The 16,073-nt window shown below is 61.7% G+C and carries 11 protein-coding genes; 3 read left to right on the forward strand and 8 right to left on the reverse strand.

Features of this window, described 5'->3' with window-relative positions; all coding sequences use genetic code 11:
• Positions 1-232: 232 nt before the first annotated feature.
• From GSQ89_RS22700 to GSQ89_RS22730, 7 genes are all read right to left on the reverse strand, one after another.
• Positions 233-2,125, reverse strand: coding sequence for a glycosyl hydrolase family 28-related protein (locus GSQ89_RS22700; RefSeq protein WP_158929506.1), 1,893 nt, complete (start codon positions 2,123-2,125; stop codon positions 233-235).
• Complete coding sequence (locus GSQ89_RS22705; protein WP_158929508.1) at positions 2,115-3,344, reverse strand: glycosyltransferase family 4 protein; 1,230 nt, start codon at positions 3,342-3,344, stop codon at positions 2,115-2,117. The genes GSQ89_RS22700 and GSQ89_RS22705 overlap by 11 nt, the downstream gene beginning before the upstream one ends.
• 6 nt (positions 3,345-3,350) lie before the next feature.
• Entirely contained in the window at positions 3,351-4,076 is a 726-nt protein-coding gene (locus tag GSQ89_RS22710) for a hypothetical protein (protein ID WP_216856335.1), read from the reverse strand.
• A gap of 51 nt (positions 4,077-4,127) precedes the next feature.
• Positions 4,128-5,573 (reverse strand): hypothetical protein, encoded by a 1,446-nt coding sequence (locus GSQ89_RS22715; protein WP_158929512.1) that lies wholly within the window; start codon positions 5,571-5,573, stop codon positions 4,128-4,130.
• 26 nt (positions 5,574-5,599) lie between these two features.
• Positions 5,600-6,223: a polysaccharide biosynthesis/export family protein gene (locus GSQ89_RS22720; protein WP_158929514.1), complete on the reverse strand. Its 624-nt coding sequence runs from the start codon at positions 6,221-6,223 to the stop codon at positions 5,600-5,602.
• 245 nt (positions 6,224-6,468) lie between these two features.
• The gene (locus tag GSQ89_RS22725; protein ID WP_158929516.1) at positions 6,469-7,947 is read right to left on the reverse strand and encodes an exopolysaccharide biosynthesis polyprenyl glycosylphosphotransferase; all 1,479 of its coding nucleotides are present in this window, start codon (positions 7,945-7,947) and stop codon (positions 6,469-6,471) included.
• 242 nt (positions 7,948-8,189) lie between these two features.
• On the reverse strand, positions 8,190-9,140 hold the full coding sequence (locus GSQ89_RS22730) for a glycosyltransferase (RefSeq protein ID WP_216856336.1): 951 nt from the start codon (positions 9,138-9,140) through the stop codon (positions 8,190-8,192).
• 563 nt (positions 9,141-9,703) lie between these two features.
• Here GSQ89_RS22730 and GSQ89_RS22735 point away from each other — a divergent pair.
• The gene (locus GSQ89_RS22735; RefSeq protein WP_158929520.1) at positions 9,704-12,205 is read left to right on the forward strand and encodes a hypothetical protein; all 2,502 of its coding nucleotides are present in this window, start codon (positions 9,704-9,706) and stop codon (positions 12,203-12,205) included.
• 22 nt (positions 12,206-12,227) lie between these two features.
• Here the strand turns inward: GSQ89_RS22735 and GSQ89_RS22740 are convergent, their stop codons facing one another.
• Positions 12,228-13,151: a hypothetical protein gene (locus GSQ89_RS22740; RefSeq protein WP_158929521.1), complete on the reverse strand. Its 924-nt coding sequence runs from the start codon at positions 13,149-13,151 to the stop codon at positions 12,228-12,230.
• 468 nt (positions 13,152-13,619) lie between these two features.
• Here GSQ89_RS22740 and GSQ89_RS22745 point away from each other — a divergent pair, with 468 nt between their 5' ends.
• Both GSQ89_RS22745 and GSQ89_RS22750 read left to right on the forward strand, forming a co-directional pair.
• Positions 13,620-14,549 carry a hypothetical protein gene (locus GSQ89_RS22745; RefSeq protein WP_158929523.1) on the forward strand — a complete coding sequence of 310 codons (930 nt, stop codon included), beginning with the start codon at positions 13,620-13,622 and terminating at the stop codon, positions 14,547-14,549.
• A 142-nt stretch (positions 14,550-14,691) separates the two neighbouring features.
• Positions 14,692-16,047, forward strand: coding sequence for a lipopolysaccharide biosynthesis protein (locus tag GSQ89_RS22750; protein ID WP_158929525.1), 1,356 nt, complete (start codon positions 14,692-14,694; stop codon positions 16,045-16,047).
• The last annotated feature ends 26 nt before the right edge of the window (positions 16,048-16,073 follow it).

A 16,073-nucleotide genomic window follows, 5' to 3' on the forward strand; every position in this document is an offset into this window, starting at 1 on the left:
CAACACACGCGCGGCGCAGATGGGGGGAAGCTGCACGGTCAATCCAGCCGAAGTTCATGTTTCCACCGGGTTGGGTCACTATTGTCTTCTCACCTCCGGAACGGTCTCGAGCTGCATTTACGCGGATCAAGCGGACTGCGCGCGAGAGGCTACCCATCAGCAGGGGGTGTGCATCGAAGCACCCGACAGCCCAGAAAGTCCCGCACCTGATCCATATCGCGAGATCCGTCCGCTAATGGTTGGTCATTAGCCATGGCACGAGGCGCCCGTAGCCTCGCGTTGGGTAGGTGGCGGCCAGTCTGTCGTGCGGCCCGTCCTGAACGTAAACGGTGTATCGCTTGTTGGGGTCGAAGGCTTCTTCCGCGAAGGACGCTTGCAGCGTGGCATTCTTATTCCGGAATGCGGGCACTTTGGGGTCGGCAGCGCTGACGATGTAGAGCAGCCCGCCCAGGATGTTGCTGACGGCGCCGTCGCGATTGTCGAGAACGGTGCAATCGCCCTCGGTCTTCAGGCCAAGGATCGTCAGCGGGCTGCCTTCGTTTAGAATACGTGTATCGCCGCCCTCGGTATCGAACTGACGGGCGAACACCGGTGCCGGTCCGGCGATCCGCATGCTGCCGCAGCAGACGTCCTCGATAAACACGCGCCCACCGCCGGCGTTGCGATCCAGCAGCGACGTGCCAGCGGTGACGATGTCACGCAACGTAACGTCACGTCGCGCGGTCACGCCCACCGCGAGTTGGTCGCCGAGGTTGGTCATGTCGAACGCCAGCCGCTCTATGACCAGTGGCGGACCAGGTTGGTTGATTTGAAACATCCCGGTGTCGCGTGCGAATTCGGGCTTCCGATCCGGCGTGACCGTAATCGACGCATTCATGCCGACGATGCGGCGGAGCGTCGGCGGAATCTCGATACCGTCACTGATCGTGTAGCGGCCGTATGGCAGGTAGATCGTCGAGGCCCCGGTCGCCATGGCCTGGCGCAGGCTGTCGGTAATATCTTTTGGCGCGGGCTGCGACGGCTTCGCGTAATGCAATACGTTGACCCAACTTGCCACCGGATCGGCCGGCAGCGGCGGAGCGTCGGCAAGAGACGGGGCCGGCGATGATTGTTCAGGATGCCAGCTTTGGCCTTGCCAGAATCCGGTCAACGGGGAGGCCGCGTTCGGTGGGGCTGAAAAGCCGTCGAGCGAGACGTCGCGGGCGACGATCACACCGCTGTTGGACATCGCCTGGGCACCCTCTGACGCCCGCCGGAAGGTTGAATTCGTCAGCGTGACGATCCCACCTGGCGCGGTATTGGCGACTGCGGTACCGGCGGCGTCGATCGTGAGGTCAGCGGCGGAAATGCTGTTGCTGTCGTTGGCAAGGCCGGTCTTGCGCTGATGCAAAAGCCTTACATGGTCCATGGTGATGCCGTACTCGGTGTTGGCGACGGCGATACCGGTATCGAAACCTTGCACCTCGACGCGCTGCAGTAAGGCGGGACCTGGCCACTTGCGCTGCATGGCGATGCCGATCGCGCCATGACCGGTGGGCGCGATCACACGAACGTCACGAATGGCACCGATGTTGTTGGCAAGGTAATCGATGCCGATTGCCCCGGGATTGCCGGTGCCGACATCGACTGTCAGGTGCTCGACAAAGTTCTCATACGCATCGTTGCCTTCGCCCTTGTTCGTATAGTCCTTACCACCGCTGGTGGGCGTGCCGTCGAGCAATTTCGCGGTCGTCATGATGACGCCGCGCGGTGCGTTGACGTCACCGAAACCCGCGGCGTTGTCGGCCAGTTTGATCGTGGTCTTGGCCTCGGATTCGCCCTCCAATATCATTCCGGAGCCAAACTTGCCGTTGGCATACCGCTTGATCAGGGGGCCGGACACGAGATAGGTGCCGGGCGGCAGGTAGACGATCCGGGTACGCCAGAAAAATGCCCCCGTATCGGTGCCGGCCGCGGCGATCGCGGCGACCAGCGCGGCGGTATCGTCAGTGCGGCCATCGCCTTTGGCGCCGAAATCATGGACGTTCAATATGCCGCTATCTGATGGAAACCGCTGCTGGCCGGCCGCCGACAACGGCCACGCCAGCACGGCCAGCAGCAACGACAGCCCTGCCCTATGCCGCATGTGCCACCTCGTCAGAGCGATTCGTTGCCACCACGGTCCGGTAGCAATCGAGATAAGCATCCACCATGCGATCAACGGAATGTTGTTGCGCGAGCGTTCGGGACTCGGCCGCAAGATGGGGCAGTGTGGCGTCGCCGCGAAGCACACGGCGCATGGCCGCGGCAAGACCCTCGACATCGCCCGGTTCGAACAGATGCCCGGTATGACCTTCACGCACCAGTTCCGGTAGCCCGCCGATCCTGCTGGCAACGACCGCGAGTCCGTACGCCGCGGCCTCGATGACCGCGACCGGTGCGTTTTCGTACCACAGCGACGGGATCAACAGGCAGTGCGCGGCATTGAGCAATGCCGCCTTGGCGTCTCCGGTCACATAGCCAACGAAACGAATGCGCGGATCGCGGGCCGCGGCCTGACGCACGTCTGCTTCCAGCGGACCGCGGCCGGCGATCACCAGTTCAAAGTCGAGCGTGTCGGGCAATGCGGCAACCGCCTGCAACACGACACGGATGCCCTTTTCCTCGGTGAGACGGGTCAGCAGCAGAAAACTTCGTCGGCTGTCGGGTTGGCGGTTGGAAGCCTCGGGGGGCAGCGGGATACCGTTGCGCACGACGGCGGTTTGCCGCGGCGCGAGTCCGGCGCGTTGATGCTGGTCGAGCAAAAACCGCGACGGGCTGACAAACAGATCGACATAGCGCGCCGTGCGCAGGTGCCAGGCGCGATAGAGTTGGCACGCCACGCTGGGTCGCCGGCAGATCTGCCAGTTTTTCGTCAGCAGGAAAGCGCGAGGGCACAGCAGGTGATAATCGTGCGCGGTGTGAATGATGGGCACGCCGGCCCGTCGCGCGCTGCGCCAGATCGCCGCCGAAAACCCGTCGATCAGATGGGTATGCACCACGTCCGGCGGTGCTTCATCCAGGATCGTTCGGAATGTCCGCCCCGCTTCAACGTTCCAGGCATCGCGCAAATGCCAAAGCATCCGGCGATACGGCTTTTGTCCACCGCGGTCGAAATTCCAATAGACGTTTGGCGGGAAAAATCGAAGGATCGTCACGCCGTTCCGGGTTTCCACAGGATATGGCGACATCTCCGGCCCGCACGTGGAAACGACGGTCACCCGGTGACCACGCGCGACGAGACCTTCGCTCAGCCACGCAACGATCAGCTCCGCACCACCCGCCATGATCGGCGGATAGATGTTATTGGCGACGAGGATATGCATCGTCGATCACAGCCAACGGCGCAGGAAGCGCGGGATGGGCGATTGATAGTGCGTCAACACCGTGCCAACCACCGCACCACCGGACGCACTGAGTGAATCGCGCAGCTCCATTGCGACCGGCGCACGTGTGCGTCCGGCTTCCAGCACAAGGATGTTGCCGTCGACGAAGGGCGACAACAGAACGCCCATCGGCGCGGCGGAAGCGGGCGGCGAAGCGATGACGACCATATCGAAGCTGTCGCGCAGCCGATCGAGAAACTCGGGCATGCGACGCAGGGTGGGTGCCAGGTTCAAGGCGCCCTGCATGCTGGGGAACGTCAACTGATAGAGTTCCAGACCGACCACGCGGGTTATCGAAGCCTCGATGTCGTCGATGTCGAATTCTCTGGCCGGTACGGGTTCCTGCCGGCGCACCGCGGTGTGTTCCTTCATATCAAACCGCATGCCGGTGCCGTTGACGAACAACACGCGCTTGTCGAGCCAGGCAGCACTGACGTAGGCAAGATCGTAGACCACGGCTTCGATCGTTGCATCCGGTTCGGGTGCCACGAACTGCGCAATGACGCCGTGCGTGCAGTCGAGCGACTCCGCGAGAGAATGGTGCAATTTCACAAGTTCTCCCGGTTCGAGGCCATGCAGCCGCGAACCAGCGGCCACCCGAGGCGGTAAACGGGACATCAACTCTGGTACGTTACGTTCCAAGATCGGCCCCTCGACGCTTGAATAATTCATGCGCATCCCGTTCCATATAGACTGCGGTCTGGCGTCGGCTGGCTACGACGCCTAGCCGTTACCGGTAAATGTCGCGAGCACTGGAAGACGGAGTGCCCGCGTCACATCCCTTGGTGCATGCAGGCGATCGTCGAAGGCTTCGACTGCCTGCACGCCGGCTATGCCAACGAGCAGGGCAGCGACCAGTGTTGCCAGGGCGATCAGCTTGCGCCTGGGCCGAGCGGGTTCATTGGGCACCATGGGCGCGGAAATCACCACGGCTGCCGAAATCTTCTGAGCATTACGGTTGGCTTCCACGCGTGCCGTTTCGTAGCGAATGGCCAACGTCCGATACGTATCGCTCATGATCTGGACGGAACGCGTCAAGTCGTCATAGTGATTTCGTGCCGCTTCCAGATCGGACAAATGCTGATTGATCTGGTCGAGTTGCTGGTGCAGCACCTGCTCCGGCTGGCGGTTGCTGTCTGCCGCGGCGGATGCGCGCAGATAGTCTGTCTTGACATTCTGATAGACGACGTTCGGCTCACTGGCACTTCTGCTGCGTGCCTCTCGGCTGCGTGCCTTGGCTGCCGACGACAGAGATGCAATCTGCGCATCCAATTGCTGAAAGACGTCGCTGCCAGGCAGATAGACGCTGGCGAGCCGGCTGCGCTTGGCTTTCAGATCATCGAGTTCAGATTCAGCACTGTCTACCGTGTGGTACTGCTCACCCATCGCTGAGCTGGTGACATTCTGCGGTACGCTCGACAGCAATTGTTGCAGTGCATCCCGCTGCTTTTCAGATTCGAGCAACCGACCGTGCGCTATGTTGTAGCGGCTTTCGACGTCGGCTTGCGATTTCAATAGTTGCGTGACCTGCAGCTGGAGGTCGGCGATCTGGTGGCTGGATTTGAAGCCGGCAAGCGCATTCTGGTCTGCCGTCAACTTATCCCTGCTGGCTTTGGCTTCGGATTCCGCAAATTCTAACTGCGGGTTGGCGTATACCTCGGCCTCTTGCCCGAAAAACCGGTCGATCAGGCTTTGGACCCCATCGCGCGCCAAGGTCGGGTCCGAGTGCAGGAAACTTACGTTCAGAACGTCGCTTTGCAGTCCCACATCGACAACGAGGTTCGACGAGAAAGCCCGCGACGCAAGATCCAGCTTACGCGACTCATCGCCTGGCCCATTGGCGATCTTAGGATACAGGCGCGCGAGCCCGATCTTCTGGACGACGTCGCGGACGATCGCGGGACTGTGCAGAATATCGGCATCGGAATAGAGGATTTCGCGATGTTCGTTCGAGCCTTCAAGCTGCGTGGCCTTCAGATTCTGATCGATGTCGGGAACAGCCTGACTGTCGAAATGCAGCAAAAGGGACGCGCCGGAGAGATACTCCGGTTGCTTGACCAGGAGGTAGAGTCCACCGATCAGGCTGACGCCGCCGAACAGCATCATGAACAGCGCCTTCCGCCGCAAGTATGCGGCGATTATATCCCGTAATGATGGTTGATAGGCCATAAACTACTCCAGGATGGGCGCGTGGCTCACTTTATCGGCGTTACGTTGGACGTCGCACCGCCCGTGACATAGGAGAATCCCCACGAAACCGGTACGAATTGCAGCAAGTACTGGTCGACGAATTTGTAAACCTCGGCCACGCCGGCGCGCGGTACATAAACCACGTCGTACGGCGCGAGTTGCACGTCGGAGGCAGCATTCTTGCCCCACATCAAATCTTGATAGCGGACTGAATAGAATTTCGGGACATTGCCGGGTCCCCGGCGGATGATGAAGATTTTGTCCTCGTCGCTGGTCATCATCTTCAAGCCGCCGGCGCGGGCAAGCGCCTGCGTCAGCGTCAGGTTGGGTCCGACATTGACGAATTCCCCGGGGTTGGTGACTTCGCCGCCCACATAGAACTTCGTAGGTGCAAACGCCTTGACGACGACGGACAGGCGGGGATTTTTCAGTTCGTGCCCGTAGTCTCTTGACAGATCGTCGATCAGTTGCGGCACGGTGCGGCCATCGGCGACAGCATCATGCACGACCGAGGTGGAGATGTGGCCGTCGGGACGGACGGTGACTTCCTCGTTCAACTCGGGATCCGCGATGAACTTCACATCCAGGACGTCGCCGACCTGAATTCGATAGGGCGTGAGTTGGCTCATGTCGCTGTTATTCGGCGCTGGGATGGGGGGCGCCGGTGGCAGGGATGGAACCGGGCTGCAACCGGGAATCGCCGCGGCCACCACAACGATCAAGGCGCGACGCAATGGAAACGGGCCGCACCATGATGGAGCACGCGACCGTGACTCATTGAATGACGCACGCGCGGGACTGTTGTCCATGGCCTATCGCACCTCCGGCGTAACGAGAATTGGGCAGTTGTGAGCAGGCTGTGCACGCGCCATCCCTAGTGCGCTCCGCGCTGCAGAAACACGGCGGGTATGGTCTTGAAGAGAATGGCGATGTCGTGCCACAGGGTCCAATTCCTGGCGTACCAGACATCGAGTTTCACGCGGCGGGGGTAAGAAATGTCGCTTCGGCCGCTAACCTGCCATAGACCGGTCAGACCGGGCTTGGCGGCGTAATAATGCTCGATGTCGCTGCCGTAGCGTGCCACCTCGGCCTGCACGATGGGCCGGGGGCCGACCAGGCTCATTTCTCCGCGCAGCACATTGAGTAGCTGCGGCAGTTCGTCGAGGCTTGATCGGCGAAGAAACCGGCCAATTGGCGTTACGCGCGGGTCGTTGCTCAATTTTTGAGTCGAAGCCCACTCGGCCGCGACTTCGGGATCCTGTTGGATCGCCCGCCGTAATGTTGCGTCGGCATCGACAACCATTGTACGAAATTTGATGCAATCGAAGGTGCGCCCGCCGGCGCCGACACGACGATGGCGAAACAAGGCGGGGCCGCCATCGCGCCGCAGCAGAAGCACGAGGGAGCAAAGCAGCGGCGCGAACAGAATCACCAGTATGACAGCGGCGATCTGGTCGAAGGTCCATTTCAGAACCCGAGCGAGTGGACGTGCAAGATTACTTTGGCTCACGAGCATGACGATGTCGTGACCCAGGAAGTAATGCTGGCGAAGGCCGATCACCGGAAGCTCTTCCATGGACGGTACCAACGCGATGGGCAGGTCGGCGCGACGCAGCGCGCCCAGCACTGAACGTTCGGCCTCGGGATCGCCACCGCCCACGGACACGACGACAAAGTCGGCCCCGTACATGGCCACCATATGCAGCAACTCATCGTCGTGCAGTTCGGCGGCATTCTCCGGTGAGACGCTGCCGACGAGGCTGTAGCCGAGTGCAGGATCCGATGTCAGGGCAGCCCGAGCGGACTCGATTTCGGTGGGACCTGCCACGATCAGGGTTCGCAATGTCCACAGTCCCGCGGCGCGCAAAAACTGGCGCGCGCCCGCCCGCACCATCAGCAGGCAAGGGCAGAACAAGACCCAGCGCAGCAAACCCTCAAGCTGCACTGGCCGGTCGTATATCGCGATGGTCAGGAAGATGTCGCAGGCCAACGCGACGGTGATCGCGACGACTACGTCGCCCAGTTGTGTCCAGAATGGAACACGGGACGTGTAATGCCCGCGGCCGCCGAAGTAGCCAAGCAAGCAGACCAGGACCAGCAATGTGCCCCAGCCGTGCCAAGCCGCTCCCAATTCCGAGAGGTTCTCAATGGCGCGTGTGGATGGCGGCGACTGCGGTACTACATCGACCGCGAACGCAACGAATGTCGCCACGGCGAATGCCACAAGGTCGGCGCCGATCACGGTGGCGGTGCAGCCATGCACGCCGCGACGAGAGCGGGCGGAGCCACGGGCACGCGTATCCACCTTGGATGCCAGGGGGGATTCCCGTTCCCATTGTTTCACCGGATACATCGCACCTCCTTCGCCTCGACAGTCGGAAGAGATCTGTGTTGCCACCTGGCGACCCGACATGCGCCGCGATCGCTGACGCAAACCGCATGCCAGAGCTGTATCATCGGTCATAAGTGCCGTTGTGTGGGACAGCACTCTTTGCAGACACCGTGGATGCGATGTGCCGGTTTACGTAGCGGGCTGTCACTGTCCCGCGCATTGCCGTAAGGCCCGCAACACTGGCTCGCAGGGCCGTGATCGCGTCAAGTAGAACGGAAGACGCGGCGCGCGAGTCGTGGCCAGACGGAGGGGTGACGCATGGCCGTGCCCAGAACCGCCATGAGCGGCGATCCGGATGCGCGCATGCGGTTGATCTTGTCGATGTGATGAAGGTGCTTGAAAGCGCGCATGCGCGTGGTCAACAGGCGCACAAGATCACGATCCCGTTCGGCATTCAATTCGCTGAGTACATCATCATAGGCAGTCAACGCCGCCAGAAAGTCGTAGCGCCAGGGGCCGGCACCCGTCGTGGTCCACTGGCGTGACACGGTACCAAAGGATTGTATCCAATGATACAATGGTTCGGCCACAAGAACGCCGGTACCGCCCGCGGCGAAGAATTCCACCAGGTACAGGAAATCCTCGGACAGCCTGGTGTTTTCGCGATAGGCGAGTCCGGTGCGGCGGATGAATTCGGCACGGACGACTGGTTTCAACATGCCATAGTCGAAACCGGCGTATGGGTCGCTGCCGATGGCGAACGTCCGCCGGTTCAATGGTTGCTCCGGTTGGGCGAGCGGAAAAGCAGTGCGCACAATGCGGTCAGCCGCGGCGTCGTGAAAATACTGATTGTCAGCCGCCAACGTGACGCCTCGCGATTCCGCCACGGATACAAGGGTCACAAGGCGTTCTGGTTCGTACCAGTCGTCGGCGTCGAGCACCGCGATCCAGGCGCCCCGTGCCTCGCTGATGGCGACGTTCATGGCATTTGACTTGCCACGGTTCGCGGGCAAGGCAAGCACGCGGATGCGGCTGTCGGTCGTTGCGAGTTCGCGCGCCAATGCCAGGGAATTATCCTGCGACGCGTCGTCGACGATCAGGATCTCGACCTGCTCCAGGGTCTGGCGGAGTACCGATGCCACGGCACGGCGGAGTGTGCTGGCACTGTTGTAAACCGGGATGACGACCGACGCCTGACAATCTTGGTGCTGCATCAGCACAAACTTCCACGAAATGTGTAGGTGACAGCGTGGTGCATGGGCTCGGGCCGCTCTCCGATCACTAACAAGGGACGGAAGCAACCATCGTGCCAGGCCAGAGCGGTACCGCGCCGGGTCGGCGATCAATGACGGACGCATTCATGTGCGCGGGTTTACGTAACCCTTTACGATGGCCGTTATGGTGTGCGGCCTATCGGCTTTCGAATAAACGTTACGCGTCGTTGGAAACATTACAATAAGAGAGAAAGAGTAAAAATTAGACGACGCGACCAATTGTATCATAATTGCAGTGCGGATGGAGGCCTAATATAACCAGGGCGAGTACTATATTACGCGGTCATCGGTACTTGGGTTCCAGCACAATATCTCCATCAAATTTTGTTGACTTGCTCAATTCTCCGTGAGATAAACCGTTGCGGGTTCACCTCAAGCAGAAAGCGCCCTCCCAGCGTAACGAGCATCCTGATGCCGATTGCAAAGATGCGGTCGGCATCGTTCGAATTCGTGCAATCCGCGGGCCCCACGGGGCATGACCATTTCGTTAGAAAGTAATTTGTATGGCAATCGCAATTTCAGCGACCGCGTTCGTTGGTTCGCTCGGTATCAATACCCACATCGATTTCGCAGACTATGGCTATCAAAACCTTACCACGGTCGAGAGTGACATCGATTACCTCGGCGTAAAGATCATTCGCGACAGCGCGGAAGTCGCGACCGACGCACAGACGTGGCTGCAGGTCGCGCAGGCGACAGGGGCAAAATTCGACGACTACATCGCGGAGACGTCGCCGGCAGGCATGCAGGCCGACCTCGGGTTCGTGCAGCAACTCGCCCAGGAGGGCATTCTTGCGTCGCTCGAGGGCGGCGACGAGGAAGACGACTCGTATCCCGCATCCCTGGGCAATACACTGTCGATCACCGCGCAGTTCCAGCAACAGGTGTACGCGCTGGGTCAGCAACTGAATTTACCTGTCATTAACATGAGTTTTGGCGCCGGGTGGACCGCGGCGAACAACTGGCAGGGCGACTACGGCGTGGTCGGCGATCTGTCGGCTTATACCGGGTACGCCAATGCACATACCTACCCAAACCCCGGACAACTGCCGGACGACACAATCCAGCGCATGAATGGGCTGGCTGGCCTGGCGGCGTCGACGCGGCCGGTGATCACCACCGAAATTGGCTGGGAAACGACCGAATTCGACCAGCAGACGATCGCGAAATATGTCCTCGATGCGGCCATGGATGGTGCCAAGGACGGCGATGCGGGGATGTATTTCTATGGGCTGTACGACGATGCCTCGGGCGATTGGGGTCTGTTCAATGCCGATGGCACGCCGCGCCCCGCGGCGACGGCACTGCACAACCTTACGACACTGCTGACCGATACCGGCACTGGCAGTTTTACGCCCGGATCGCTCAACTACACCCTGAGCGGCACGCAGACCGGAGACAGCTCGGTTCTGATCGAGAAATCGAACGGCCAGTTCTGGCTGTCGCTTTGGAACGAGACCGAAACCGCGAACGCGCCCCACACCATCACCGTCAATCTTGGCATAACGGCCGCGACGGTGATCGAGTTCGATCCGTTGACGGGAACCAGCTCGATCGCGTCGTGGAGTAACGTGTCGACGCTTCAGGTGTCGGTGCCGGACCATCCGGTGCTGCTGGAAATCGTGCCGGGCAGCGGAGGGGCCGTGACATCAGGCCAGACGACAGCGCCACCAAGCGGTCCAACCTTCACCGTGCCCAGCGGCGAAGCCGCGGCGACGGGCGCCACCATCGCGATAACCGGCGTGTCGGTGATTGACAGCTTTGCCGCCAGCAACCCCGGGACGATGACACTGAATGTCAGCGCATCCACAGGTCTGATCACCATGACCTCAGGCGGCAGCAACCTCGCCGGGTCCGGCACGCATGCCATCTCGGTCTCCGGTACGTTGGCACAGATCAACGCCGAGCTCGCGACGCTGTCGTACACCGCGGGGAGCAGTGGCGGAAACGACGTGATAACGGTCGATGTCTGGGATCAGGCCGGTCTCGAGGGCACCAAAAGCTTCGATGTTGCCGTTACCGCGGCCGCATCCACGTCGACTTCGACATCACCGCAAGCGCCACCGCCGTCCGGCCCGGTGATCACCGCGCCGGCGAACGACGACGTCACGCCCGGTTCCTCCGTTACCATAAGCGGTGTTTCGATCGCCGACGCATTCGCCGCGGGCAACCCCGGCAGCCTGGTGCTGAATGTCAGTGCCGGCACGGGCATCGTCACCCTGACAGGTGCCAGCGGCGGCAAGATCACTGGTTCCGGCACGCACGCTTTGTCTGTCACCGGGACGCTCGCGCAGATCAACACCGATCTTCAGCATCTGGGCTATACCGCAAAGGGGAGTGTCGGCACGGACTCCGTACTGATCGATGTATGGGATCAGGCAGGCATCGAGGCCAGCACAAGCATCGCAATCACCGAGATCTCCGCGGCCCCTGCCCCTCCCCCGGTACCGTTGGCCGATATTGCGGCGACCGACACGGATTCCAACATCGCAGTCAACGGCACGAGCATCAACGCCGGCTCGGGCGACCACGTCTTCTTCATCGGTGGCACAGGTGACGTGCTGACTGCCGTCAATGGAACGGAGACCGTAATGGCGTTCCAGGGTGGCAACACGATCACCACAGGGGTAGGCAACGACACGATTCGGATCGCGGGATCAGGCAACGTGGTCAATGCCGGCGCCGGCACCAACCAGATTGAAGACAGCGGCGGCAACAACCGGATCATGCTGCCCCAAGGCGGCCAGGGCTTCGACGATATCTATGGGTATGTTCTGCAGCAAAACGATACGCTTGATCTGCGCCCGATGCTCGCGGCCACCGCGTGGAACGGCAATCTCGCGAAAATCGGCAACTTTGTGAAAGTGGCCGCGCCCGACCAGGTGGATGCGACGATCACGGTGGACCCGAGCGGGATCGCCGGCGGTGCGAGCTATAGCGTTGCAACGCTGCACGGATCGGGTGCGGTGAGTCTGTCGGACTTGTTGTCCGCATCGCTGGTATAGCGCCGCGCCCTGCCCTGCCGACTCAGCGGTACACAGGTTGGGGCGGATAGTGGTTACCTTGGGACGTGGCTGACGGGTAGGCGGGCCAGGCTCGGGTCGCGGTGGTGTTGCCATCCATCGCCATATTGATCGCTTGCAGCGCGTATTTCGTATTTCCCCTATCCAGGAAGCGAATCGCGTCGCTGATCCGGGTCGCGGTCAGACTGCCGCCCGTGGCATGCGGCTGATCGGGCGTGACGGGGCGCAGCGCCGATTGCGCCTGTGCCAACACCAGCAACTGCCGCGCGTCAGCCGGCCGGCCGGACACCAGAAGGTCGCGCGCATTCTCCAGGTCGTCCCGTGGCGTTTGAGTCTGGTCGGGATAGGGCGCAACGCGCCGCGGCGATGCCGATGCGGGCTGTGCTTGTCGCCGAGGGTACTGCGCTATGGCGCGCGGCGGCACGGGCGCTGCCTGCACCGGGGGATTGCCTGATGGTGCAGGCGCGGATTGCGGCGCAGCGGCGGCCACCTGTTTCTGCCGGGCCTGCAATTGGGATATGGTCGCCTGCTCCGCCTGTCGCTGCTGATGCAATGCATCGAGTTCGTGACGTGCCTGGTCCTCACTGCTGTTGAGCGAGGCGAGTTCCCGCGAGCGCTGCGCGATCTGCCGCTGCAACTCGGTCGCCTGCTGCTGCAGCGTATCGGGGGCCGGGCGTTGGCTCGCCTGATCATCCGGGGCGGTTGGCGTCGGTTGCGTTGGTGCCGCCGGCGTCGTTGCAGGCGGCGCTGACGCCACGTGCGTGCTGTCATTGGCGGGCGGGGTCGTGTGTTCCGGCGCGGTACTGGTGAAGTACGCGACCCATTCGCCGGCCAGGTCCGGCAGGGATGGAATGCCACCGAGCGCCCCGGCCAACAGAACCACGATCGCGCTGATCATTACGAAAGCGGGAAGCAGGAACCGGTACATTTGGCCTCCTTTCAGTGTTGCCGGACGCGGGATTGGCGAGGCGGCCGTTGGGCTTTTGACCCCAACCGCAAAATCGGAGTCATGGATCACCTAATCGTTTATATCGTCACCAATGAGGCGACGCATGAATCCTGCCACTGATGGCACGAACACGCGTGTTGGGACCGTCAGATCGATCACAACTCCTTGTGGGAATTTGGCGCCGACAATGACAAATCGCACGTCCGCGTGAGGTGCGATCAATGTGATGGCTGGTATCACTTGACATCCGGACGACTATATTTTCCGCCAATTGGCACCTCACAGAATAGTCATGTCGAACGATCCCATTAGCCAGTTCGCGCCATCAGACGTGACTGGACTCAACGGGCCGCGCCATGGCTTTTGCCGGCAGGAGGGATTTGTCCGCGGTTCGCGGCGAGCGTTGACCACCATCGCTCCGCCAAACTGATCAACGGGGTAAGGTAGATGATCCGTGTGAGGCCTGACGACATCGCTCGACCGCCGGCAGATGTTGTTGCGCAACTCTTGCTGCAATGCACGCGGGATGACCCCACGCTGGTCAAGCGAACGCGCGGCCACGCCAGAACGGCGCAAACCCCGGCCATTCAGCCGCCGGTGACGCGGCCCGAACTGAGGCCGCCTGCCATTGTGCTGGCCAACGCCGACCCGGCGGCCAAACAATATTTTGAAGATCTTGTCTCGATTGCCGTTGCGTCATCGGAACGGGCCGACGATCTGCTGCGCGAAGCTTATGCGGCGAACCGGAAGGCGACCTATGCGACGTGGGCCTTCGCATCAGTTGCCGCGGTAAGCGTCGCGGTGGGGTTGGCGGCGGGGGCCACTGGCATGATCGGCAACCATCGTGGCAACGCGACCGACAGCCGCCTTACCGAGATTGCCGGCGAGGTCAAATCGCTGGGTCAACAGCAGCAACAGGCCGGCCAGCAGCTTGCGGCCGTTCGTTCGGAAATCGTCAAGAGGCACACGGATACCGTCACGGTACAAGAGGCGGACACCCAAGGCGTGATACCGGCGGAGACGCTGCCGGCAACCGCCGAACCGCTGGGCCAACAGCAGCAGGCCAGCCAGCACCTTGCGGCCGTTCAATCCGAAATCGCCGACAACCATACCGATACGGCAACGGTAGACCCACCGCCCGCGGACATTCAAGGCGCCATACCCGTGGAGACACTGCAGGCAACCGCCGTTCAGCCAACGGCAACGCAACCATTCGGGGCGACTCCCGAAAATCCGGTGCAAGAGGCAACGTATTCGGCGCCGTGGCCGGTCTATCATCACCCGCGGCGGCCGACCCGGACCGTTCAGCGCAGGCGCGTCGCGGTACCGCATTTCCTGGTCGTGTTTCAGCAGAACCTTCAAACTCTCTTTCGGTGACCGGAATAATATTGCCATATCGGATTAAGGCAGGCGTTACGCTGGCTGAAGCAGTACCCTGCCGCCAAGCTGCATCCGCGACCTTTCAAGGGCAAAGCGACGATGGGTTCGCGCTGCGCCTCGTGTCCGGGTGGGTGGCGTGATGCGGAGTTATGCGGTGCTGGTCGACTGGCTGCCGACCAGGGTCCAGGGGCATCTCCGCGAATTGCGCCGACCGGCGTCAGGAGGAAGTTTCGTTGGTAATGTCACTGTTATGCTGGCCGGGACCATGGCCGGCCAGGCGGTCAGTCTCTTGCTTTCGCCTGTCCTCACGCGGCTTTTCACACCCGAGGAGTTCGGGCGCCTCAGCGTCTACAACTCGGTACTGAGCCTGTTGACGACGATCGCCAGCCTTGGATTCGAACTGGCGATTCCGATCTGCCTTGCCGACAGCGAATGTGCAAACCTGTTGGCACTGTGCGGCATCGTGCTGGCGGCGACCACCGGGCTGGTCGGCATCGTCAGTTGGCTGATCCCGTTGCACGCTCTGGACCTGCTGTCGCTCGGCTCACTCGCGTCCTATCGCTACCTGCTGCCGGTCGGGCTGGTCTGCCTGGGGGGCTACTACATCATGCTGGCGGTGGCGACACGCGCCGGTGCGTTCAGCAGCATTGCCCGGACGCGGATTTCCCAGGGTCTGAGCGGACCCGTTTCGCAAGTGCTGCTGGGCGTGCTGGGTGCGGGAACACCCGGCCTGATCATCGGCTACGTGATCGGCCAGTCCAGTGGCACGCTGCTGCTGTTTTTCCGCTTCGTGCTTGGCCGACGTGAATGGTTGCGGCAGGTCACCTGGCGACGGATCGCCGCGGTTGGCCGGCGCTACATCGCGTTCCCGCTGTTCTCGACCTGGGCCCGCCTCCTGGATGAGGCGGGTGGCGGAATGATCCTGTTCGTCCTGTTTGCCGCATGCTACTCGCCGGCAATCGCCGGTTTCATGTTTATTTCGGAACGGGTCGTCATGCGGCCGATGATGATCATCAGCACGTCGCTGTTGCAGGTCTTCACCGGAGAAGCTGGGCGCACGGCATCGCAGAACCCGGCGCAACTCCGTCGCCGCTTCCAACAGGTGGTGCCGCTGCAATTCCTGCTCGCCACGACGTGGATACTGGCTGCAAACCTGGTTGCCGGTTGGGCGTTTCCGCGGCTGTTCGGTGCCACATGGGCAAATGCCATTCCCTATCTGCGCGCGCTGAGCATGGCGTACCTGCTGCAAATTGTTTTGCATCCGGTTTCCGGCACGCTGCAATTGCTGGAGCATCAGGCCATGGCGGCAGTTTGGCAGGCCTGCCGCCTGGTGCTGGTGGTCATCGCCGTGCTGGTCCCGTGGTGGTCAGGCTTGACAGCGGTGAGCACGCTGTGGGTCACCGCATTGACCGAGACGGCGTGCTGCCTGACGTTGCTGGCCCTTACGGCCAGCATGATCGAGAAAGCCGTGGCGCGACAACAGAACGGCGGGTGATCTATGAACCCCTGGCGTCACCGCCA

The organism is Acidisphaera sp. S103 (assembly GCF_009765975.1).
Lineage (GTDB): Bacteria > Pseudomonadota > Alphaproteobacteria > Acetobacterales > Acetobacteraceae > Rhodopila.